The organism is Streptomyces sp. NBC_00637 (genome assembly GCF_045161545.1).
Lineage (GTDB): Bacteria > Actinomycetota > Actinomycetes > Streptomycetales > Streptomycetaceae > Streptomyces.
The window spans coordinates 2502454-2525945 of record NZ_CP109046.1 but is presented as its reverse complement, the minus strand read 5'-3'; the positions used below and the strand labels follow the sequence as shown (position 1 = coordinate 2525945).

Below are 23492 nucleotides of genomic sequence, written 5' to 3'. Positions count from 1 at the left end.
CGAGAGAGACGTAAGAAGACATGTCCAAGCACACGCTCTCCGTCCTGGTGGAGAACAAGCCGGGCATCCTGGCCCGGATCGCCGCCCTGTTCTCCCGTCGGGGCTTCAACATCGACTCGCTCGCCGTCGGCGTCACCGAGCACGCCGACATCTCCCGGATCACGATCGTGGTGAGCGTCGACGCCCTGCCGCTGGAGCAGGTCACCAAGCAGCTCAACAAGCTCGTCGAGGTGCTGAAGATCGTCGAGCTGGAGCCGGGACAGGCCGTTCACCGCGAACTCGTTCTGGTGAAGGTGCGCGCCGACAACGAGACGCGCTCGCAGATCGTCGAGATCGTCCAGCTGTTCCGCGCCAAGACCGTCGACGTCTCCCCGGAGGCCGTGACCATCGAGGCCACCGGCAGCAACGACAAGCTGTCCGCCATGCTCAAGATGCTGGAACCGTACGGCATCAAGGAGCTGGTCCAGTCCGGCACGATCGCCATCGGCCGCGGTGCCCGTTCGATCACGGACCGGTCGCTGCGCGCTCTCGACCGGTCGGCGTAAGTACGTAACCGGTCTTCGTACGAACGGATCCGGGCGGTCGGTGATCATCGACCGCCCGTATGCCGAGACCCCGAGACTTCCCTTCCGCCCGCCGTCATACGGTGGGACGCAACACCTGCACTCAAGGAGAGAACCCAAAGTGGCCGAGCTGTTCTACGACGCCGACGCCGACCTGTCCATCATCCAGGGCCGCAAGGTCGCGGTCATCGGATACGGCAGCCAGGGCCACGCCCACGCCCTGTCGCTGCGTGACTCCGGTGTCGACGTCCGGGTCGGTCTGCACGAGGGCTCCAAGTCCAAGGCCAAGGCCGAGGAGCAGGGCCTGCGCGTGGTGACCCCGGCCGAGGCCGCCGCCGAGGCCGACGTCATCATGATCCTCATCCCGGACCCGATCCAGGCCCAGGTCTACGAGGAGTCCATCGCCCCGAACCTGAAGGACGGCGACGCGCTGTTCTTCGCCCACGGCTTCAACGTGCGCTTCGGCTTCATCAAGGCCCCGGCCGGTGTCGACGTCGCCCTGGTCGCCCCGAAGGGCCCGGGTCACCTGGTGCGCCGCCAGTACGAGGAGGGCCGCGGCGTCCCCGCGATCGCCGCCGTCGAGCAGGACGCGACCGGCAACGCCTTCGCGCTGGCCCTGTCGTACGCCAAGGGCATCGGCGGCACCCGCGCCGGCGTCATCAAGACGACCTTCACCGAGGAGACCGAGACCGACCTGTTCGGTGAGCAGGCCGTCCTCTGCGGTGGCACCTCCGCGCTGGTCAAGGCGGGCTTCGAGACCCTGGTCGAGGCCGGCTACCAGCCGGAGATCGCCTACTTCGAGTGCCTGCACGAGCTGAAGCTGATCGTGGACCTCATGTACGAGGGCGGCCTGGAGAAGATGCGCTGGAGCGTCTCCGAGACCGCCGAGTGGGGCGACTACATCACCGGCCCGCGCATCATCACCGACGCCACCAAGGCCGAGATGAAGCAGGTCCTCGCCGAGATCCAGGACGGCACCTTCGCCCGGAACTGGATGGACGAGTACCACGGCGGTCTGAAGAAGTACAACGAGTACAAGGACGCGGACTCCGAGCACCTGCTGGAGACCACCGGCAAGCAGCTGCGCAAGCTGATGAGCTGGGTGAACGAAGAGGCGTAAGCCTCGGGACGGGGGGCCGGAGCGGATCGCTCCGGCCCCGTTGTCCATCCCGTCCAACCACGGACGGGTGATCCTTCCGCAGAGGCGTGAGGCGGCTTCCGTCGCAGCACTACACTTCTGCACTACATACGCGTCAGGCCCACAGCGTCGTGCGTCTTCCACGCGGCTAGCACCTCCTCCGCCTGCGGCCGTCGGGACGGCCGTCCGCACGCTCTGGACTTGTGAGGACTCACGTGAGCTCGAAACCTGTCGTACTCATCGCTGAAGAGCTGTCGCCCGCGACCGTGGACGCGCTTGGCCCGGACTTCGAGATCCGGCACGCCAACGGAGCGGACCGAGCCGAACTGCTCCCGGCCATCGCCGACGTCGACGCGATCCTGATCCGCTCGGCCACCAAGGTGGACGCCGAGGCGATCGCCGCCGCGAAGAAGCTGAAGGTCGTCGCACGAGCCGGCGTCGGCCTGGACAACGTGGACGTTCCGTCCGCCACCAAGGCCGGCGTGATGGTCGTCAACGCGCCCACCTCCAACATCGTGACCGCCGCCGAACTGGCCTGCGGTCTCCTGCTCGCCACCGCCCGCCACATCCCGCAGGCCAACGCCGCGCTGAAGAACGGCGAGTGGAAGCGCAGCAAGTACACGGGCGTGGAGCTGGCCGAGAAGACCCTCGGCGTCGTCGGCCTCGGCCGCATCGGCGCGCTCGTCGCGCAGCGCATGTCCGGCTTCGGCATGAAGGTCGTCGCCTACGACCCCTACATCCAGCCCGCGCGCGCCGCCCAGATGGGCGTGAAGGTCCTGTCGCTGGACGAGCTGCTCAAGGTCTCCGACTTCATCACCGTCCACCTGCCCAAGACCCCGGAGACGGTCGGTCTGATCGGCGACGAGGCGCTGCGCAAGGTCAAGCCGAGCGTGCGCATCGTCAACGCCGCGCGCGGCGGGATCGTCGACGAGGAGGCGCTGTACTCGGCGCTGAAGGAGGGCCGGGTCGCCGGCGCCGGCCTCGACGTGTACGCGAAGGAGCCCTGCACGGACTCCCCGCTCTTCGAGTTCGACCAGGTCGTGGCCACCCCGCACCTCGGCGCCTCGACCGACGAGGCCCAGGAGAAGGCCGGTATCGCGGTCGCGCGTTCGGTGCGGCTGGCCCTCGCGGGCGAGCTGGTGCCGGACGCGGTGAACGTCCAGGGCGGCGTCATCGCCGAGGACGTCAAGCCCGGTCTGCCGCTCGCCGAGCGTCTCGGCCGGATCTTCACCGCGCTCGCCGGCGAGGTCGCGGTCCGCCTCGACGTCGAGGTGTACGGCGAGATCACCCAGCACGACGTGAAGGTGCTGGAGCTGTCGGCTCTCAAGGGCGTCTTCGAGGACGTCGTCGACGAGACCGTCAGTTACGTCAACGCCCCGCTGTTCGCGCAGGAGCGCGGCGTCGAGGTGCGGCTGACCACCAGCTCCGAGTCGGCCGACCACCGCAACGTGGTCACCGTGCGCGGCACGCTCTCGGACGGCGAGGAGGTGTCGGTCTCCGGCACGCTGGCCGGTCCGAAGCACCTCCAGAAGATCGTCGCGGTCGGTGAGTACGACGTCGACCTCGCGCTCGCCGATCACATGGTCGTCCTCAAGTACGAGGACCGTCCGGGCGTCGTCGGCACCGTGGGCCGCGTCTTCGGCGAGGCGGGCATCAACATCGCCGGCATGCAGGTCGCCCGCGCGGCCGTGGGTGGCGAGGCGCTCGCCGTGCTGACCGTCGACGACACGGTGCCCGCCGGGGTGCTGGCGGAGGTCGCCGAGGAGATCGGCGCGACGTCCGCGCGCGCGGTGAACCTCGTCTGAGGGTGCCGCACGTACTGGGGGCTGCCGCCCCAGGCCCCGCTTCGGCCTGAACGGCCTCGTCCTCGAACGCCGGGCGGGCCGGACGTACTGAGCGTGGCTCGATGACAGGAGCCGGGCGGGCTGGATCACTCCAGCCCGCCCGGCTCCTGTTCTGTCCGGGTCACTTCACGCGGATCCTTCGCAGGCTCATCGACGCCGCCACCGCCGCTCCCGCCAGCAGGAGCGCGCCCGCGATCGCCGCGCCCTGCATCCCGTGGGTGAACGCCTCGCGTGCCGTCGTCGCCAGGGCGTCTCCCGTGCGCCCGGGGAGATGACCCGCCACCGCCAGGGCGCCGCCGAGCGTCTCGCGGGCCTCGGCCGGGGCCGTGGCCGGGATGCCGTGGCGGTAGATCGCGGTGCCGATGGAGCCGAGGACGGCCATGCCGAGGGCGCCGCCGAACTCGGTGCCGGTCTCCAGCAGGGCCGACGCGGAGCCGGCGCGTTCGACCGGGGCCGCGCCCATCGCCAGGTCCGTCATCTGGGACAGGACCATCACGATCCCGGAGGCCAGGACGGCGCAGGCGGTCAGCACGAGCCACATCGAGTCCGTACCGGCGAGGGCGAGCAGCGCGTAGCCGCTCGCGCCGATCGCGAAGCCGGCCGTCACGACGTAGGCGCGGTGGACGCCCTTCTGGACCAAGGAGGTAGCGACCGGGGCCGCCATGCCGATCGGCACCGAGGGGAGCAGGGCCCACAGGGCCGCTTCCAGCGCGCTCTTGCCGAGCACCGACTGGAGGTACTGGGTGGTGAAGAAGGCCGAGCCCAGCATGCCGAAGGCGGAGACCAGGTTGAGGACGAGCGCGGGGGCGAAGCCGTGGCCGCGGAACAGGTCCGGGGAGATCATCGGTGAGGCCGTGGTGCGCTGGCGGTGGACGAAGAGGGCCGCGAAGAGCAGACCGACGGTGACCGAGACGACGTACTCGGCGTGCCAGCCCTCGGACGGGATCTCCTTCAGGCCGTAGACGACGGGCAGTACGGCTGCCATCGACAGGGGGACGCTCGGCCAGTCGAAGCGGCCGGGGGCGGGGTCGCGGGACTCGGGCAGCAGGACCGGGCCGAGGACGAGCAGCAGGACCATCGCGGGCAGGTTGACCAGGAACACCGAGCCCCACCAGAAGTACTGGACCAGCAGGCCGCTCATCACCGAGCCCAGTGCGATGCCCCCGGTCATCACCGCGGACCACATGCCGATCGCCTTGGCGCGCTGGGCCGGGTCGGTGAACATCGTGCGGATCAGGGCCATCGTCGAGGGCATCAGGGTCGCGCCGCCGATGCCGAGGACCGCGCGGGCCGCGATCAGGGTTTCGGCGCTGTCGGCGTAGGCCGCGATCAGCGAGGCGGCGCCGAAGGCGACGGCGCCGATCAGCAGCAGCCTGCGGCGGCCGACGCGGTCGCCGAGCGAACCCATCGTCATCAGCAGGCCCGCCAGGACGAAGGCGTAGATGTCGAAGATCCACAGCTGCTGGGTGCCGGTCGGCGCCAGGTCCGCGTTGATCGCCGGGATCGCGAAGTAGAGGACGGAGACGTCCATGGAGACCAGCAGCAGCGGAAGCATCAGTACGGCCAGGCCGGTCCATTCGCGGCGGCCGGCGCGGCCGGCGCGGCCTGCGTGGCCTGTCACGGGAGCGGGGGCGCCCCCCGGATTCGTGGTGTCCGTCGGGTTCGTCGAGTTGGTCATGAGGGTGACTGTACGAGCGTCTTAAACGCTTGTCTAGAACGAATGTATAAGTCATGCGTATAGGACGGCTGTATGGATCGGAGGTAGGGTGGCGGCCATGGGACACCGTGAGGATCTGCTCGAAGGCGCCAGGCGCTGCCTGCTGGAGAAGGGGTTCCTGCGTACGACCGCGCGGGACATCGTCAAGGAGTCGGGGACGAATCTGGCGTCCATCGGCTACCACTACGGCTCGAAGGACGCGCTGCTGGTGCAGGCGTACGTCTCGTTGATCGAGGGCGCCGGCGACGAGTTCGACCCCGGGTGGGGCGCGGGGGGCGACATGACGGCGGCCGCCGGGTCGCTGGAGCGCTTCCAGGAGGTGTGGGCGAGCATCATCGGCTCGGTGCCGCGGACGCGGGCCATCTGGCTGCTGAGCTTCGAGCTCATCGTCCAGGGGGACCGGCTCCCCGAGGTGCGCAAGCTGCTCGCCGAGGCGCAGGAGGAGGGCCGGTCGGGGATCGTACCCATGTTCAACGGGATCCCGGAGGACCAGCTCGACAAGGAGACCGTCGACACGGAGGGCCGCTTCTACCAGACCCTTCTCAACGGGCTCATGGTCCAATGGCTCTTCGACCCGGACTCGGCGACCGACGCGGCACAGCTCACCGAGGGTCTGCGACGGGTGATCGCGGGCGCCGCTGAAGGCTGATCAGGGCGGGTCGCCTTGCGAGGGCGCGGTCGCGAGATGCCCACCCGGTCCAGCGCGGCCGTCGCCAGGGTGCGTGCCCCGCCTTGCTCCACCCCCGGGATCTGCCGCGGAGGTGGCCATCGACCGGGTGGGCGGGCGACAGCGTCGAGAGGCTACCCGGCGGACCATGATGATCAGGCGTCTGTCTGCGTCCCATTCGCCCGCCAGGGCGAACACCTCGCCCGCCCGGCTGCCGAACGACAGGTCGTGAACCATGCAATCGCGGGCATCGCTTCGCCATGTCTTTTCTCGCTGCCTCTGTCGGTGCCCTCCGCTACCCTGACGGGCTCGGGGGAGGGGGACGTGCGTGGCTGTAGGTCGGGCGACCTGGCGACGATGCCTGGCGGGGGTTCTGCTCTCGCTGGTGACGGCGGGCGGGTTCGTGGGCGCGCATCTGGCGTGGACGGCGGCGGTCGACCGCAGCTATCGGGAGCAGGTGGACAACGCCTGGCCCGGATGGGAGGACTTGGGCGAACTCAGCGAGCAGCAGCAGAACGAGCTCGAGAAGGAGCAGCGCGAGACGCGGGTTCGGTATCGAGAGAAGGAGCGCGCTCCCCGCTCGGGGACGTCGGAGTTCAGACTCGCCCTCTCCTCCGGCTGGGACGCGCGAGCCCGGCATCGGTTGACGCTGAACGGTGACGACCCCTTTGCCGCCGACCTGCGGAGCGGTGGATCGATGGCCGACTGGATGCCCTTCACCGCCCGCCTCAAGAGCGAGGGGGACTGCTACTTCGGCAAGGTGGCCCCGGACGCCGGCGTGGAACGCACCCAGGTCGAGCAGAAGAGCCCGAAAGCAAAGGTATCGGTCACGTCCGAGGTGTCGGGCGAACACCTTGCTCCGAAGTGCCTCAAGGACATCGACCTCGACGGTTCCATGACGCTTGTGCTGAAGCCGAAAGACGCGCGGCTGGGGGCCGCCGGGATCTACGACCGGTGGACCGTGAGTGTCCGGGCCGAGGCCGGCAAGATCCAGGCTGTCCAGTTCGAGTCCGCGACGCAGGGCCAGGTCCTCAGACAGTCCCTCGCCCAGGTCGACATCCTGCTGCCGGCCAAGGGAACAGTGGCTGTCACGGTCGGCGACTTCGACGCGGCCGGCGATGGCCGGAGCGACTTCGTGATTCTCAGCGACACCCTCCAGTCCACCTCCTCCACCGTCCGCGATGTAAGTTTCCTGCTCGCGGCGTTCGCCGCCCTTCTGTTCTGCCTGGTGCTGCCCTTCACGCGCGCATGGGCGCCACCCTCCACGCTGCGCCGCTGGCAATCGGCCGTTGCCGTGGCCACGGTTGGCACGGTCTTGTTGCTCCTGAACGCTTTGGGCGCGTTCGGCCTCGGCCTGGGCACGGATGAACCTGCGGCCTGGGCGGGAACAGCCTTTGCGGCGTGGTGGTGGGTGGTGGTGCCGCTGCTGCTCGTTGCCCTGGCGGCCCGGCTGAGCACCGGCCGACCGCCGCGGGCCCTCTGGATGCTGCTGGCCGCCACGCCGGGACTGGCGCTGCTGGCACCCGTGGCAGCGCTCTCGCTGGCTGACTCGTCCCAGTGGCCCTGGCTCCAGCCGGCCGCTGTCACTCTGTTGGCCTGTGCCGTGGCAGCTGTGCTGCGGGGCGGCCTGCTCGGTGTACCGGGCCGGCGCTGGGCCGTGACTGTCGCCGTCGCCGGGTGGGTGGGCTTGCTGGCCGTGGGGCCGGGTGCGGGTTTTCCGGAGGACATCCTCGGCCGCACCCCCGAAGGGCACTGGCGGACCGCGAACACCGTGGCGACCTACGCCCTGGAGTGCTTCTGGCCCTTGGCCGTCCTCGCGGCGCTCGTCGCCCTGGGGGTGCGCAGCCGGGTGGCGGCCGGTACGGCTGTGCTGCTGTGGTGGCTACTGAGTGTGGGGGAGGGAGAGGCCATCCAGATCTGGACAGACTATTCCGGCACGGGACGCTGGAACGGAGTCGGGGTGGGTTCCAGCGCAGCGGTCAACAGCACCCTGGTGGTCGTGGAAGCCGGCGTCGTGTGCGTCGCTGCCAGCCTGGTGTGGCGCTTCCGGCACGACGCAGGGTCCTGGCCACCGCACACGCGCACGGCGCTGCTCACTCTCGGTGTTACGGCGGCCGTGACCGTACCGGCCGCGAGCGGATTCAGCCAGGTTGGCAGCGGCTATGCGCGGGGTGACTCTCTCCTGCTGGCCCTCGCGTTCGCCGCAACCGGCTTCGCCTGGCTGATTCCCGCCGCCGCGCGGTCGAGGGCCGAGCGTCTGCACGCCACTACACAGGGCGCGCACCTTCGCCGCGTCCACGCCCTGTTGAAGGAACAGGCGCTGGCCGCGGGCCGCCGGATGTTCCTGACGGCCTCGCACACCGCCCTCGCCGAGGGCAGCCTCAAGCCCCGTGACTTCAACACACGCCTGAGGGGCCTGGGCGTCGGCGCGCCGCTGCGCGCCTTCGGCCTGCGAGCCCTCGCGCTCGGCTCCTCCGGCGGCCGCAGTGCCTGGCGCAACGGTGTGGCCGCCGCCGTCTTCGCCGGTGCGCTGAGTCTGCCGTGGATCGCGTACACCCTGCCTCCGCGCATCTCCACCATCGCCGTCTACGACCCCCCGGTGGTCGTCAGCGAGTGGCTCACCGCTCTGCGCTGGCCGCTTTACGGCTTCGTCTACGGCTACCTGTACTCCTGGCTGCGTGGCAGTACCCCGCTAGGCCGGGCGATGTGTCTGCTTGCCGTGGTGCTCCCCGCCGAACTGGCGTCCCTGCTCTACCAGTTCGACCCGGCTGCCGAGTTCGGCGTGTCCCTGCTGCTCACCACCGGCGACTGCCTGGCCGTCTTCCTCGCGCTCGGCCTGTACTGGGAGGCCCGTCAGGTGCGTGCCGCCGGGCTGCGCTGGGGGCAGATCCGGAACTTCCGTACGCTGTCGTCCCTTGCGGTCCCGGTGACGACCGTGCTGGTCGCGGTGACGACGGCCCTTGCCACGGCTCTGGTCGGAGTGTGGGCGACGGCGCCGCAGGAGTCAGGACCGCAGCCGCCGCAGACCTCGGCGACGAGCAGCCCCTGACCTCGTCAGAGCCGGGCCGCCTTGAGGGTCATGTGCAGGAGCAGCCGGTCCTCGCCGTCGTCCAGATCCAGGCCTGTCAGCTGTTCCACCCGGGACAACCGGTAGTAGAGGGTCTGCCGGTGGATTCCCAACTCGGCCGCCGTGCGGCCCGCCTGGCCCGCGCAGTCGAGGTACACCTCTGCCGTGCGGGCGAGTTCGTGGTGCGCCGGGGCCAACAGGGGCCGTACGGCGGGGTCCTGGGCGGTCTCGCGGGGCAGGGCGGTCAGGAGTCGGTAGGGGCCGATGGACGCCCACCGGGCGACCGGGCCGAGGCCGGGCTCCGCCAGCGCCGCCCGGGCCGACGCCGACGCCTCCTGCCAGGCGGTGCCGAGTTCCGCGAGCCCGGCCCGCCCGGCGGCCACCCCCGCGGCGGACCCGCCCGCCCGCTCCAGCAGCCGCGCCGCCGCCGACGTCGCCGGAGTGAGGGTGTCCGTGGACCGCAGACGGACCAGCAGGGCCAGCGACTGGGAATCCCCCTCCGCCTTGAGGGCGTGGGGCGCGCCCCCGCCCCACGGGACCGTGCACAGCGCCGTCGCCCCCGGCAGCGTACGCAGCGAGGGCGCGTCGTCGGGATCGGTGGACGGCCAGGGCGTCACGCACACCACCGTGTGCGGGCCGTCCGCTCGGGCGCCGAGCGCGGTACGCAGCTCCGCCACCGCCATGTCCCGCTGCCAGTCGGCCTGGGCGGTCAGCACCGCCCGCAGCTCCCGGGTGAGGTCCGCGCCGTGCTGCGCCTCGTCGGCCAGCAGCGCGCCGATCCGGCCGGTCACCTCCATGGCGGCCGCCAGCTGGGCGTTCGAGAACCCGGGGTCGTCGTCGAGCAGCCAGACATAGCCGAGGACGACCCCCCGGTGCCGTACGGGGAGGCAGACGCGCCCCCGGTACACCCCGGCCTCCGGGGTCGGCGGGATCCGGACCGGGCCGGTCGCGCGGGTGATGCCGAAGCCCTCGAACCAGGTGCGGACGGCGGTGGTGGAGCGCCGGGTCAGGATCGAGCGGGTGCGCACCGGATCCAGCGCCGAGGCGTCGAGCTCGCCCTCGCTGTCGTAGGCGCCGAAGGCGATCAGCTCGAAATCCCGGTTCTCCAGGGTCGCGGGGGCGCCGAGCAGCTCGGAGATCTCGTCGACGAGCTCCTGGTGGTCACCTTGGTAATCGGCTGTCACCCGGGCATTCTCCCGCACTTCCGCATCCCCTTCATACATCTGTCTGAGATCCGCGGCACGGATGCGTGACAGCTGTCGATGGCCCACGATCGGAGGGATCCTTAGGTTTCACGGTGGTTCTCCGTGCCGTTCCCCGATCGTCGGGCAACGGCCTCGTATGGGTTGGTATGTGGAGGTGCCCCGTGCTGGGTCCCGTGATTCTCGCCGCGTCGCGCAGCGACCGGATGCGACGCCTGATCTCGGCGGCCCCGGTGACGAAGCAGGTCGTGGACCGCTTCATCCCCGGTGAGACGGTCGACGACATCGTCCCGATCGTCGAGGAGCTGACCGCCGGGGGGCTGGAGCTGACGATGGACGTCGTCGGCGAGGACATCACCACCCCCGAGCAGGCCGCCGCCGCCCGGGACGCCTACCTGGCGCTGATCGACCGGCTCGAAGGGCTGGAGCTCGGCGGGCGGGTCGAGATGTCCGTCAAGCTGTCGATGTTCGGCCAGGCGCTGGACGGGGGCCATGAGCTGGCCCTCGCCAACGTCCGGCCGGTGGTCGAGGCCGCCGCCGCCATCGGCACCACCGTCACCCTCGACGCCGAGGACCACACCACCCTCGGCTCGATGTTCGCCATCCACGAGGAGCTGCGGAAGGACTTCCCGCAGACCGGCTGTGTCATCCAGGCCTACCTGTTCCGCACGGAGGCCGACGCCCGCCGCCTCGCCGCGAGCGGCAGCCGGGTACGGCTGGTGAAAGGCGCCTACAAGGAGCCCGCCGAGGTCGCCTACCAGCAGAAGCACGAGATCGACAAGGCGTACGTCCGCGTCCTGCGCACGCTGATGGAGGGCGAGGGGTACCCCATGATCGGGTCCCACGACCCGCGCCTCATCTCCATCGCGCAGGAGCTCGCCCGCAAGGCCGGGCGCAAGCTGGACGAGTACGAGTTCCAGATGCTGTACGGCATCCGCGGCGACGAGCACGTGCGGCTGGCAGCCGAGGGGCACCGCATGCGCGTGTACACCGCCTACGGCACCGACTGGTACGGCTACTTCATGCGCCGCCTCGCGGAGAAGCCCGCCAACCTGCGGTTCTTCGCCCGCAGCATGCTCACCCGGGGCTGAGACATGAGGCAGCCGCAGGCGTCTTCGCCGAGGGGCCCGGGGTCGTCCCCCGGGAGGGCGCGACACGCGCCCCCTCGCGGGGAACCCGGCCGGTCCGCGGTTCCCCGTCCGCTCGACGATCAGCAAGGGCTGATCCCGCACCCGCTCGAAACACCCGCTCAGAAGGAGTAACGGAAGACATGGACGCGGTAACCCAGGTCCCCACCCCCGTCAACGAGCCGGTGCACGGCTATGCCCCCGGCTCGCCGGAGCGTGCCCGGCTGGAGACCAAGCTCAAGGAGCTGGCCGACAACCCGATCGACCTGCCCTGCACCATCGGCGGCGAGCAGCGGATGGGCGGCGGCGAGCGGTTCGACGTCGTGCAGCCGCACAACCACCAGGCCCGCCTCGGCACCTACGCCAACGCCACGCAGCAGGACGCGCAGGACGCGATCGACGCGGCACTCGCCGCCGCGCCGGCCTGGCGCGCCATGTCCTTCGACGACCGCGCCGCCATCATCCTGCGTGCCGCGGAGCTGCTCGCCGGCCCCTGGCGCGAGACGCTCGCCGCGTCGACCATGCTCGGCCAGTCGAAGACCGCCCAGCAGGCGGAGATCGACTGCCCCTGCGAGCTGGTCGACTTCTGGCGCTTCAACGTCGCCTACGCCCGCCAGATCCTGGCCGAGCAGCCCCCGGCGAACTCCCCGGGTGTCTGGAACCGTCTCGACCACCGGCCGCTCGAGGGCTTCGTCTACGCGATCACGCCGTTCAACTTCACGGCGATCGCGGGCAATCTGCCGACCGCGCCCGCGCTGATGGGCAACGTGGTGGTGTGGAAGCCGTCCCCGACGCAGACCCACGCCGCCGTGCTGCTGATGCGGCTGCTGGAGGAGGCCGGGCTGCCCAAGGGCGTCATCAACCTGGTCACCGGCGACGGCGTCGAGGTCTCGAAGGTGGCCCTCGAGCACCGCGACCTCGCCGGTATCCACTTCACCGGCTCGACGAAGACCTTCCAGTACCTGTGGAAGACGGTCGGCGCCAACATCGAGAAGTACCGCTCCTACCCGCGTCTGGTCGGCGAGACCGGCGGCAAGGACTTCGTCGTCGCGCACCCGAGCGCGGACCGCGCGGTGCTGAAGACGGCGCTCACCCGTGGCGCCTTCGAGTACCAGGGCCAGAAGTGCAGCGCGACCTCCCGCGCCTACATCCCGGCGTCGATCTGGAACTCCGGCTTCAAGGAGGAGTTCGCGGCCGAGGTCGACTACCTCACCATGGGTGACGTCACCGATCTCTCCAACTTCGTCGGCGCCGTCATCGACGAGCGTTCCTTCGCGAAGAACAAGGCGGCGATCGACCGCGCGAAGGCGGACCCGACCTGCACGATCGTCGCGGGCGGTTCCTACGACGACTCGGTCGGCTACTTCGTCCGCCCGACCGTCGTCGAGTGCACCGACCCGGAGAACGAGGTCTTCACGACCGAGTACTTCGGCCCGTTCCTCGCCGTCCACGTGTACGACGACAGCTCCGCCGAGGCGTACGACGAGATGCTGACGCAGATGGAGTCGGTGTCGGACTACGCGCTGACGGGCTCGGTCATCTCGGGCGACCGCGCGGCCGCCGCGTACACGATGGAGAAGCTGCGCTACGCGGCCGGCAACTTCTACATCAACGACAAGTCGACCGGCGCCGTCGTCGGCCAGCAGCCCTTCGGCGGTGGCCGCGCCTCCGGCACCAACGACAAGGCCGGCGCCCCGCAGAACCTGATGCGCTGGACCCTGACCCGCGCCATCAAGGAGACGCTGGTCGCGCCGACCGACTACGGGTACCCGCACATGGGCTGACGCGTTCGCGCTGTCGCAGGACGGTCCGACGCGCTGTCGTAGGACGGGGGAAGGGGCCGGGCGAACTGACTCTGTTGGTCAATGCCTGGCCCTCCGTGAGGCCCGTCGGCATCAGGCGGCGGGCCTCAGCGCTTCGAAGCGGGAAGTGCGGGTGCCGATTCGCGGTGTGCCGCTGGTCCAGGTGTCGAGGCGCGAGAGGTTCATCGCGGCTGCGGCGAAGAGGTGCTGGAGGTGGGTCTTGGGCTGGCCGCGGTAGCGGGACCGGCGCAGGCCGTAGGCGCGGACTCCTTGGGAGACGGTGGCCTCGATGCCGTTGCGCTGCTGGTAGCGGTCGCGCCATTCGCGGGTTTGCTGGGCGGCGCGGTTCTGCTGGATCGCCTGGTGTTCGTCGTGGTGTCGCAGCATGATCTCGCGGCGCTGGCCGGTGGCTGATCCGACGCATGAACGCAGGTCGGGGCAGGGGCGGCACTCGCTATGGCGGAAGCGGACCCGGACGACTTCAGCTCCCTGGGAGTTGGTGCGGGGATACCACTGATCGGTGGTGATGCCGTTGGGGCAGGTCACCTGCCGGCGGTCCCAGTCGACGGCGAAGGCATCGGTGGCGAACCGTCCTTTCGCCTGGACCGTGGTGTTCCTCTGGACCGGCCCCAGCAGTTCGATGCCCATGCGCTCGGCGGCGAGGATGTTGCTGCCGTCGATGTAGTTCCCGTCGGCCAGGTGGACGGCGGGCAGCATGCCGCGGGCGGCCAGGTCGGTCTGGATGGTCTGGGTCATCTTGGAGTCATTGACCGACGCGTCCGTGGTGGCGACGTGTGTGATCAGGTTCGGCACATCCGGCTCACACGTCTCGGTCAGCTGGATCAGATAGCCGGCCCACCCGGAACCGGCCTTGGCGCCCCGGCGGGCATCCAGGTCATAGGGCGAACAGGGCTGGAGTCTGCCCGGCGGGAGGTCGTTCTCCTCCCGCCAGCGCACCTCGCCCTCACCGACCTGGTAGTTCTTCACCCAGACCTGCCGCAGTACCTCCACTGGCTCAAGCGTCCTCACCTCGCGCGGTGCGTCAGGGGCGAAGGCCGCGGTCATCAGCCGCACACCGTCCGCGCCGACCTGCGCCGTCCAGGCCCGCTGCTTGTCCTTGCTCCTGGGTAGCCGGGCCTCCTCGACCCGGTGGCCGTAGCGGTCGAACCATTCCAGATCGACCCGGCCCGCCAGCCAGTCCGGCGCCACGGCCGCGATCGAATTCAAAGCGGCTCGCAGACTCTCCCCGACCAGGGCCAGCCGGTTCAGCCCCGTGATCGCTCCCAGCACCTTCGCGGAGTCGGTCCGCTGCCGTCCCGCGGTCTTCAGCAGCCCGCGTTCCCTGGCCAGACGCAGGACGAGATCGAAGACCTCGCCGGCCTTCTCACCTGCCAGCATCCGGAACCGGAACTCGCTGAGTACCGAGTAGTCGAACCCGGTGTCCATCAACTCCAGGCCGATCGCGTACTTCCAGTCGATCCGCGTGCGCACGGCGTCCGCCGCCTGCCGGTCGGACAGCCCCTCGGCGAACTGCAACACCGTGACCAGGGCCAACACGCCCGGTGCCACAGCCGGGCGTCCCCGCTCGGGATACAGGTCTGCGAACGCTTCCCCCGAGAAGACCTCGGCGAACTCCTCCCACAGCCGCATAGCGAACGCACCACGAGGACACACCACCCGCGCAACCCGCGCGGTCTCCTCCGGGATCTCCCCCAGCCCCAGCACACGCAAAGACACCGACGCCCTCCCCAAACACAACGTTGGCCTTCACCACCCACAACCGGGCGGTGAAGGCCAACGTCACGCGGAGGGGCCAGGCATTGACCAACAGAGTCGAACTGCCCGGCCCCTTCCCGTTGCCCGCGTGTCTCGCGTCAACGGGTGAGGCTGCGTCCGAGGAAGTCCCGGATCAGCGCCGCGATCTGGCCCGCGTGCGTCTCCAGCGCGAAGTGCCCGGTGGGCAGCAGGTGGACCTCCGCCCGGGGCAGGTCGCGGCGGAACGCGAGCGCGCCGGCCGGGACGAAGATCTCGTCACCGGCGCCCCAGACCGCCAGCAGCGGGACCTGGCTGGTGCGGAAGTACTCCTGGAAGGCCGGGTAGAGGGCGATGTTGGATCCGTAGTCGGAGATCAGGTCGAGCTGGATGCGCGACTGACCGGGCCGGGCCATGAGGGCCGCGTCGTGCTCGTAGGCGTCGGGGCTCACCAACTCCTGCTGCTCCGGCGGGACTCCGTGCAGGTACTGCCACCTGATCCCCTCCGGGCTGCTGATCTCCCGCACCGGCGCCTCGGTCCGCGGGGTCCGCTCCGCGATCAGCGCCAGCACCGGCGCCCAGGCCTGCGCGCCCAGTCCCTCCTCGTAGGCGTTGCCGTTCTGCGTGACGATCGCGGTCACCCGGTCGGGATGGGCGAGGGCGAGGCGCAGGCCGATGGGGGAGCCGTAGTCCTGGATGTAGAGCGCGAACTCCTTCAGACCGAGCTGCTCGGTGAACTCCCCGGTGACGGCGGCCAGTTCGTCGAACGTGTACCGGAAGTCGGCGGGCGCCGCCGACCGGCCGAAGCCGATGTGGTCGGGGGCGATGACGCGATGACTGTCGGCGAGCAGCGGTATCAGGTCGCGGAACATGTGGGAGCTGCTCGGGAAGCCGTGCAGAAGCAGCAGGACGGGCGCGTCTGCCGGGCCCGCCTCCCGGTAGTACACCTCGTGGCCGCGGACGGTGGTGGTGCGGTGACGGACCTGGCGGTGGGCGTGGAGGGTCATGGCACGAGTGCACCACGTGACGACTAACTGGTCAAGAGGCTTTTAACGGTTAGGTCGGTGAGGGTGGTGCCGTTCGGCGGAGGGATGCGTGGACGGGCGGAGGGCGTGATCGGGTCGCGGTCGGGCCGCGGTCACCGCCGGGGTGCGGTCGGGGGTCCGGCCGGAACGCGGCCGGGAGTGCGACCGTTCGGGCGCTCGCCCGGGAGGGAGATCGTCTGCGAAACCGCAGGTCGGCGCCGGGTGACCCGAGGGGCCGTCTCAGATAGTAGGAAGTCCGAGTAATTGTAGAGACAGGCGCGTGCTCCTCCCTTAGTTTTGTAGGAGCCGAACGTCTCGCTCGACCAAGCGAATGGCGGTCGTGAGCCGGGCCCCGTGCAGGCAATCCCTGCGGCCCCGCTCCCCGCCCCATCCGGCGTCTCGCAACCCCCTTGGCACTCCCTGGAATTCGAAGGAGTCGATTCCCCATGGCCGAGACGACCGTCCGCCGCCGAGTCCGTCACATCTCCCGCACGAGCGAGTCCGACCGCAAGAACGCCGCCGCGGCGCTCCAGCGCGCCCTCGACCGCCGTGACAACGGCGGCGAGACCGGCCACTGAGCCGAGCCGCCCCACAGCCCGGGAGCCGCACCCGCACGGGGTGCGGCGCGGGCCCCGAACGGGACTTCGGGACCCGCGTCGCACCTCGACCCCACACGACTTCCGGGTCCTCGTCGCCGCGTCCGCACCACGACTCGCCTGTCCGTATGGCGGACGGTCCATGTCATCCCATGGGACGAGGAGTACGGTTCCCGTATGTCTCGCAGCCTCAATCTCGCAGTGATTCCCGGTGACGGCATCGGCCAGGAGGTCGTGGCCGAGGGTCTCAAGGTCCTCTCCGCCGTCCTCCCGCAGGATGTGAAGCTGGAGACCGAGGAGTACGACTTCGGCGCCCGGCGCTACCACGCCACCGGTGAGACCCTCACCGACGCGGACGCCGAGGCGCTCAAGCGGCACGACGCCATCCTGCTCGGCGCGATCGGCGACCCGAGCGTCCCCTCCGGCGTCCTGGAGCGGGGTTTCCTGCTCAAGCTGCGGTTCCTCTTCGATCACCACGTCAACCTGCGGCCGTCGAAGCTCCTCCCGGGGGTCGCCACCCCGCTGGCCGGCCAGCCCGAGATCGACTTCGTCGTGGTCCGTGAGGGCACCGAGGGTCCGTACACCGGCAACGGCGGCACGATCCGCAAGGGCACCCCGCACGAGGTCGCCACCGAGGTCTCCGTGAACACGGCCTTCGGCGTCGAGCGCGTGGTCCGGGACGCCTTCGCCCGCGCCCAGGCCCGCCCCCGCAAGAAGCTCACGCTGGTCCACAAGAACAACGTGCTGGCCTTCGCCGGTCACCTCTGGACGAACGTCTTCAACCGGGTGGCCACCGAGTTCCCCGACGTCACCACGGACTACATCCACGTGGACGCCGCGACGATCTACCTCGTCACGGACCCCGCGCGCTTCGACGTCATCGTCACCGACAACCTCTTCGGCGACATCATCACCGACCTCGCCGCGGCCGTCTCCGGCGGTATCGGCGTCGCCGCGAGCGGGAACATCAACCCGTCCGGCGAGTTCCCGTCCATGTTCGAGCCGGTGCACGGCTCGGCCCCGGACATCGCCGGCCAGGGCAAGGCCGACCCCACCGCCACGGTCCTGTCCGTCGCCCTGCTCCTGCGCCACCTCGGCTACGAGGCCGAGGCGGTCCGCATCGAGGACGCCGTCTCCGTCGACCTGGAGGAGCGCGGCTCGCTGCCCGCGCGCAGCACCTCCGAGATCGGTGACGCGCTCGCCGTACGAGTAGCCGGCTGACCCCGCGCTCGCGAAACCTCACGAAGCCGCCGGGTCGCATCCGCACCCGGCGGCTTCCGCATGTCCCCCGCCGGGTGCCACCATCAACCCTGGGTCGCATTCACGCCGTTTTGGCCCTCGTCCGCCGCTTGCGATAATCGAACGCGGAGCCGCGGTATGAGGCAATGCTCGGACGTCCTAGCACCGGCCACCGGCCGTACGGGCGTGAGCGCGGCCCGTCACTACAACCGGTGCTGCATCTTCCGGGGGACAACCCCCGGACCCCCGGCCGCAAGACACGGGGTGGCCCAGACGCTTGCCAGGAAGCGAAGGACATCTACTCATGACGACGCCCACGATCGAGCTCAAGCCCTCAGCCAGCCCCACCTCCGCCACCGAGCGGCAGGCGATTCTGGCGAACCCCGGGTTCGGCCGCCACTTCACCGACCACATGGTGACGATCAAGTGGACCGAGGGCCGCGGGTGGCACGACGGTCAGCTCGTTCCGTACGCGCCGATCCCCCTCGACCCGGCCACCAACGTCCTGCACTACGCGCAGGAGATCTTCGAGGGCCTGAAGGCGTACCGCCGTCCCGACGGTTCGGTCGCCACCTTCCGCCCGGACCAGAACGCCAAGCGCTTCCAGCGCTCGGCCCGCCGCCTGGCCATGCCCGAGCTGCCGGTCGAGACGTTCATCGAGGCGTGTGACGCGTTGGTCGGCCAGGACAAGGACTGGGTGCCCGCGCACGGCGGCGAGGAGTCCCTCTACCTGCGGCCCTTCATGATCGCGACCGAGGTCGGCCTGGGCGTGAAGCCGGCCAACGAGTACCTGTTCCTCGTCATCGCCTCGCCGGCGGGCGCCTACTTCCCGGGCGGCGTCAAGCCCGTCTCCATCTGGGTCTCCGAGGAGCACGTGCGTGCCGTCCCCGGCGGCATGGGCGACGCCAAGACGGGCGGCAACTACGCGGCCTCCCTGCTCGCCCAGGCCGAGGCGGCCGCCCAGGGCTGCGCCCAGGTCTGCTATCTCGACGCGGTCGAGCGCAAGTGGGTCGAGGAACTCGGCGGCATGAACCTGTACTTCGTGTACGACGACAAGATCATCACGCCGTCGCTGACGGGCTCCATCCTGGAGGGCGTCACCCGTGACAGCCTCCTCACCGTCGCCCGCGACCTCGGCTACAGGGCCGAGGAGGGCCGAGTCTCCGTCGAGCAGTGGCAGCGCGACTCCGAGAGCGGCGCCCTCAAGGAGGTCTTCGCCTGCGGTACCGCCGCCGTGATCACCCCGGTCGGCACGGTCAAGCGCACCGGCGGCGAGTGGCGGCAGTCGGCCGGCGAGCCCGGCGAGGTCACCCTCAGGCTCCGCCAGGCCCTGCTGGACATCCAGCGCGGCACGGCCGAGGACAAGCACGGCTGGATGCACGAGCTCGGCTAGTCACAGCTCTCCCGCCCACAGGGCCACCCCGTCCGGGGTGGCCCTGTGGCGTTCCCGGGGTGTCCTCGGGCCTTCGGGCGCACTTCGGGCCCACTCTGCGCCCTTCGAAGGCTCGACCGTGTTTGAGCGGTGTTCAAAAGTTTTCCGATAGGTCTTCTGATCATCGAGGAGAACATTTAGAGTGCTGCTCAAAGAAAGGGAGAGGAACGTGCGACTCACCCCCACCGAACGGGACCGGCTGCTGCTCTTCGGGGCCGCCGAGCTGGCCCGCGCCCGCCGGGCCCGCGGCCTCAGGCTGAACGTCCCCGAGGCGACGGCGCTCATCGCGGACACCGTCTGCGAGGCCGCCCGCGACGGCGTCCGGCTCGCCGAGGCGATCGAACGCGCTCGGTCGGTCCTCGGCCCGGACGACGTGCTGCCCGGCGTCGCGGACGTCGTCACCGAGGTGCATGTCGAGGCCGTCTTCGACGACGGCTCGCGCCTCGCGGTCGTCGGCGACCCGATCGCCGGGGGCACGCTGGGAGACCGGGCGCCGGGAGCCCTGCTGCCGGGGCCCGCGCACGCCGACCCCGAGGCGGCCGTACGGCTGGCGGTCACGAACACGGCGACCGTGCCCGTCTCCGTCACCTCCCACTTCCACTTCTTCGAGGCCAACCCGCGGCTCGACTTCGTACGGGAAAAGGCCTACGGGATGCGGCTCGCCGTCCCCGCCGGGTCCTCCGTGCGCTTCGGGCCGGGGGAGAGCAGCGAGGTCGGGCTCGTGCCGATCGGCGGCGACCGGGTCGCGATCGGCTTCGCCGGCCTGGTCGACGGGGCGCTCGACGCGCCGGGAGCGAAGGACGAGGCCCTGCGCCGGGCCGCCGCCTGCGGATATCTGGGAGCGGCAGCGGCAGCGGCAGCGCAAGCGGGATCGGGATCGGAAGCGGGAGGGGCGCGATGAATCCGTACGAGTACGCCACCACCCACGGTCCCAGGGCCGGCGACCGTGTCCGCCTCGGCGACTCGGGGCTCGTCGTCCGCGTCGAGTCGGACTCCCAGCGGCACGGCGACGAGTTCCTCGCCGGCTTCGGCAAGACCGCCCGGGACGGACTGCACCTCAAGGCCGCCGCCGTCCGCGCCACCTGTGACGTCGTGATCAGCAACGTCGTCGTGATCGACGCCGTGCAGGGGATCCGGAAGGTGTCGATCGGCATCCGCGAGGGCCGCATCCACGCGATCGGGCGGGCCGGCAACCCCGACACCCTCGACGGGGTCGACGTCGTCGTCGGCACGGGCACGTCCATCGTGTCCGGCGAGGGGCTGATCGCCACCGCCGGGGCCGTCGACACCCACGTCCACCTGCTGTCGCCCCGGATCATGGAGGCCTCGCTCGCCTCCGGGGTGACCACGGTCATCGGGCAGGAGTTCGGGCCCGTGTGGGGCGTCGGTGTCAACTCGCCCTGGGCGCTGCGGCATGCGTTCAACGCCTTCGACGCCTGGCCGGTCAACATCGGCTTCCTCGGCCGGGGTTCCTCGTCCTCCGCCGCGCCCCTGGTGGAAGCCCTGGCCGAAGGCGGCGCCTCGGGCTTCAAGGTGCACGAGGACATGGGCGCCCACACCCGGGCGCTGGACACGGCGCTGCGCGTCGCCGAGGAACACGACGTCCAAGTGGCGCTGCACAGCGACGGGTTGAACGAGTGCCTGTCCGTCGAGGACACCCTGAGGGTGCTGGAGGGCCGGACCGTCCACGCCTTCCACATCGAGGGCTGCGGCGGCGGGCACGTCCCGAACGTGCTGAAGATGGCGGGCGTCCCCAACGTCATCGGCTCCTCCACCAACCCCACCCTCCCCTTCGGCCGGGACGCCGTGGCCGAGCACTACGGCATGATCGTCGCCGTCCACGACCTGAAGACCGACCTGCCCGGCGACGCCGCCATGGCCCGCGACCGCATCCGAGCCGGGACCATGGGCGCCGAGGACGTGCTGCACGACCTGGGCGCGATCGGCATCACCTCGTCCGACGCCCAGGGCATGGGCCGGGCGGGCGAGACGGTCCGCCGTACGTTCGCCATGGCGGGCAAGATGAAGGCCGAGTTCGGGGCCCCGGACGACGGCCACGACAACGAGCGCGTCCTGCGCTACATCGCCAAGCTGACCGTCAACCCGGCCATCGCCCACGGCCTCGCGCACGAGGTCGGCTCGATCGAGGTCGGCAAGCTCGCCGACATCGTGCTGTGGCGCCCCGAGTACTTCGGCGCCAAGCCACAGCTCGTGCTCAAGTCGGGCTTCCCGGCGTACGGCGTGACCGGCGACCCGAACGCGGCCACCGACACCTGCGAACCCCTGGTCCTCGGACCGCAGTTCGGGGCCTACGGGGCCACGCCCGCCGACATCTCGGTCGCCTTCGTCGCCCGGGCCGCCCTCGACCAGGGCGGCGACTCGATGCCGACCCGCCGGCGCCGCGTCGCCGTCCGCGGCACCCGCGGCATCGGCCCCGCCGACCTGCGCCGCAATTCCCGTACCGGAGCGGTCGACGTCGACCAGCGCACCGGCCTGGTCACCCTCGACGGCGAGCCGCTGCGCTCCGAGCCGGCCGAGTCCGTCTCCCTCAACCGCCTGTACTTCCTCTGAGGACCGCTGATGTCTGCTGCCGCCGACGGCTTCCGCATGCCCGCCGAATGGACCCCGCACGAGCGCACCTGGATGGCGTGGCCGGGCCCCAACCCCACCTTCGACGACCCCGACGACCTGAGTGCGTCCCGGGCCGCCTGGGCCTCGGTCGCCCGCGCCGTCCACCGCTTCGAGCCGGTGACGGTGGTGTGCGGCCCCGGGCAGTCGGCGGACGCCCGCGCCCTCCTCGGTCCGGGCGTCGACACGGTCGAGCGCGAGCTCGACGACGCCTGGATGCGGGACATCGGCCCCACCTTCCTGACCGGCCCTGACGGTGAACTCGCCGCCGTCGACTGGACGTTCAACGGCTGGGGCGCCCAGGGCTGGGCACGCTGGGAGCACGACGCGAAGATCGCCGGATATGTCGCGGACCTCGCGGGGGCGCGGACGTACGCCTCGAAGCTGGTCAACGAGGGCGGCGCGATCCATGTCGACGGCGAGGGAACGGTCCTGCTGACGGAGACGGTCCAGCTCGGCCCGGAGCGCAACCCGGGGTGGACGCGGGAGGAGGTCGAGGCGGAGATCCACGCCATGCTCGGCACCCGCAAGGCGATCTGGCTGCCCCGCGGACTCACCGGCGACTACCCTCCCCACGGCTTCGGCACCCTCGGCCACGTCGACATCGTCGCCGCCTTCGCCCGCCCCGGGGTGGTCGTCGCCCACCACCAGCCCGACCCGGCCCACCCCGACCACGAGGTGACGAAAGAGGTCATCGGGCTGCTGAAGGCGCACACCGACGCACGGGGCCGCCGTCTGGAGGTCGTCGAGGTCGCGGCCCCCACCGTGCTGGAGGCCGACGGCCACTGGGCCGACTACTCGTACATCAACCACTACCTCTGCAACGGCGGTGTCGTGCTCTGCGGCTTCGACGACCCGCGCGACGAGCTCGCGGCGGGCGTCTTCCGCCGCCTGTTCCCGCAGCGCACGGTCACCCTGGTGGACGCCCGTACGATCTTCTCCGGCGGCGGTGGCATCCACTGCGTCACCCAGCAGCAGCCGAAAGTCTGAGCGAAGGGGAGCCGGGAATGGCCGCAGCGGCACGGGCACGGCGCAACGCGCCACCCCGCGAGGACGTCCTCGCCGCCGCCATGGAGATGATCGCCGAACGCGGTCTGGAGAAACTCACCATGGCGGGGCTCGGCCGCGAGGTCGGGATGAGCAGCGGCCATCTCCTCTACTACTTCCACTCCAAGGACGAACTGCTGCTGCGCACCCTGGAGTGGAGCGAGGGCCGGCTCGGCGCCGAGCGCGCCCGGCTGCTGGCCCGCGCCGCGCCTGCCTGTGAGCGCCTGGACGCCTATGTGGACCTGTACGTCCCCGCTGGCCACCGCGATCCGCACTGGACGCTCTGGCTGGAGGTCTGGAGCCGTTCGCAGGGCGCCGCCGAGGACGCGGAAGCCCGCGACCGGCAGGCGGCCATCGAGGGCGCCTGGCATCGCGACCTGGTCGCCCTGCTCGCCGAAGGGGTCTCGAGGGGCGAGTTCCGGCCCGTGGACCCCGACCGGTTCGCGACCCGGCTGCGCGCCCTCCTCGACGGCTTCTCCATCCATGTGGCCGTCGGGCTGCGCGGCACGGGCCGGGAGCAGGTCCTCGGACACGTCCGTGAGTTCCTGGCCGAGAGCCTGCTCGCGGACGCGTGAGACATAGGGACGCGTGAGAACGCGCTGCTCGCATCCTGAGACACCCCGTGAGCAGATGGACGGTCTGTGCC

General features: G+C 70.7%; 18 protein-coding genes. 14 read left to right on the top strand and 4 right to left on the bottom strand.

Annotated elements, in window-relative coordinates:
- Nucleotides 1-20: 20 nt before the first annotated feature.
- From ilvN to serA, 3 genes are all read left to right on the top strand, one after another.
- A complete protein-coding gene (gene ilvN, locus OG440_RS10700; protein WP_020131429.1) occupies nt 21-545 on the top strand; it encodes an acetolactate synthase small subunit in 525 nt (174 codons plus the stop codon).
- Between the two features lie 139 nt (nt 546-684).
- Nucleotides 685-1683: a ketol-acid reductoisomerase gene (gene ilvC, locus OG440_RS10695; RefSeq protein WP_406006610.1), complete on the top strand. Its 999-nt coding sequence runs from the start codon at nt 685-687 to the stop codon at nt 1681-1683.
- A gap of 233 nt (nt 1684-1916) precedes the next feature.
- On the top strand, nt 1917-3506 hold the full coding sequence (serA, locus tag OG440_RS10690) for a phosphoglycerate dehydrogenase (RefSeq protein WP_406006609.1): 1590 nt from the start codon (nt 1917-1919) through the stop codon (nt 3504-3506).
- A 160-nt stretch (nt 3507-3666) separates the two neighbouring features.
- Here the strand turns inward: serA and OG440_RS10685 are convergent, their stop codons facing one another.
- On the bottom strand, nt 3667-5223 hold the full coding sequence (locus OG440_RS10685) for an MFS transporter (RefSeq protein WP_406006608.1): 1557 nt from the start codon (nt 5221-5223) through the stop codon (nt 3667-3669).
- A 97-nt stretch (nt 5224-5320) separates the two neighbouring features.
- On the opposite strand from OG440_RS10685, the gene OG440_RS10680 reads away from it, so the two are divergent.
- Nucleotides 5321-5911: a TetR/AcrR family transcriptional regulator gene (locus OG440_RS10680; RefSeq protein ID WP_406006607.1), complete on the top strand. Its 591-nt coding sequence runs from the start codon at nt 5321-5323 to the stop codon at nt 5909-5911.
- A gap of 346 nt (nt 5912-6257) precedes the next feature.
- On the top strand, nt 6258-8978 hold the full coding sequence (locus OG440_RS10675) for a hypothetical protein (RefSeq protein WP_406006606.1): 2721 nt from the start codon (nt 6258-6260) through the stop codon (nt 8976-8978).
- A 5-nt stretch (nt 8979-8983) separates the two neighbouring features.
- On the opposite strand, the gene OG440_RS10670 is transcribed toward OG440_RS10675, so the two are convergent.
- On the bottom strand, nt 8984-10219 hold the full coding sequence (locus tag OG440_RS10670) for a PucR family transcriptional regulator (RefSeq protein WP_406006605.1): 1236 nt from the start codon (nt 10217-10219) through the stop codon (nt 8984-8986).
- A 143-nt stretch (nt 10220-10362) separates the two neighbouring features.
- On the opposite strand from OG440_RS10670, the gene OG440_RS10665 reads away from it, so the two are divergent.
- Together OG440_RS10665 and pruA are read left to right on the top strand one after the other, a co-directional pair.
- Nucleotides 10363-11289: a proline dehydrogenase family protein gene (locus OG440_RS10665; RefSeq protein ID WP_406006604.1), complete on the top strand. Its 927-nt coding sequence runs from the start codon at nt 10363-10365 to the stop codon at nt 11287-11289.
- A 179-nt stretch (nt 11290-11468) separates the two neighbouring features.
- A complete protein-coding gene (pruA, locus tag OG440_RS10660) occupies nt 11469-13109 on the top strand; it encodes an L-glutamate gamma-semialdehyde dehydrogenase (protein WP_406006603.1) in 1641 nt (546 codons plus the stop codon).
- 111 nt (nt 13110-13220) lie between these two features.
- Here pruA and OG440_RS10655 read toward each other — a convergent pair whose 3' ends face one another.
- The gene (locus tag OG440_RS10655) at nt 13221-14864 is read right to left on the bottom strand and encodes an IS1182 family transposase (protein WP_406006602.1); all 1644 of its coding nucleotides are present in this window, start codon (nt 14862-14864) and stop codon (nt 13221-13223) included.
- A 137-nt stretch (nt 14865-15001) separates the two neighbouring features.
- Nucleotides 15002-15886, bottom strand: a complete 885-nt coding sequence (locus tag OG440_RS10650) for an alpha/beta fold hydrolase (protein ID WP_406006601.1) — start codon at nt 15884-15886, stop codon at nt 15002-15004.
- Between the two features lie 464 nt (nt 15887-16350).
- On the opposite strand from OG440_RS10650, the gene OG440_RS10645 reads away from it, so the two are divergent.
- The 7 genes from OG440_RS10645 to OG440_RS10615 all read left to right on the top strand — a co-directional run bounded on the left by OG440_RS10645 (nt 16351) and on the right by OG440_RS10615 (nt 23421).
- Nucleotides 16351-16482, top strand: coding sequence for a hypothetical protein (locus OG440_RS10645; RefSeq protein ID WP_099935881.1), 132 nt, complete (start codon nt 16351-16353; stop codon nt 16480-16482).
- Between the two features lie 195 nt (nt 16483-16677).
- On the top strand, nt 16678-17721 hold the full coding sequence (locus OG440_RS10640) for a 3-isopropylmalate dehydrogenase (protein WP_406006600.1): 1044 nt from the start codon (nt 16678-16680) through the stop codon (nt 17719-17721).
- 322 nt (nt 17722-18043) lie between these two features.
- Nucleotides 18044-19132 carry a branched-chain amino acid aminotransferase gene (locus tag OG440_RS10635; protein WP_406006599.1) on the top strand — a complete coding sequence of 363 codons (1089 nt, stop codon included), beginning with the start codon at nt 18044-18046 and terminating at the stop codon, nt 19130-19132.
- Nucleotides 19133-19340: 208 nt separating this feature from the next.
- Nucleotides 19341-20072, top strand: coding sequence for an urease subunit gamma (ureA, locus tag OG440_RS10630; protein ID WP_406006598.1), 732 nt, complete (start codon nt 19341-19343; stop codon nt 20070-20072).
- Nucleotides 20069-21742, top strand: coding sequence for an urease subunit alpha (locus OG440_RS10625; protein ID WP_406006597.1), 1674 nt, complete (start codon nt 20069-20071; stop codon nt 21740-21742). Before ureA ends, OG440_RS10625 begins: the two co-directional genes overlap by 4 nt.
- A gap of 9 nt (nt 21743-21751) precedes the next feature.
- Nucleotides 21752-22789 (top strand): agmatine/peptidylarginine deiminase, encoded by a 1038-nt coding sequence (locus tag OG440_RS10620; protein WP_406006596.1) that lies wholly within the window; start codon nt 21752-21754, stop codon nt 22787-22789.
- Between the two features lie 17 nt (nt 22790-22806).
- A complete protein-coding gene (locus OG440_RS10615; RefSeq protein WP_406006595.1) occupies nt 22807-23421 on the top strand; it encodes a TetR/AcrR family transcriptional regulator in 615 nt (204 codons plus the stop codon).
- The last annotated feature ends 71 nt before the right edge of the window (nt 23422-23492 follow it).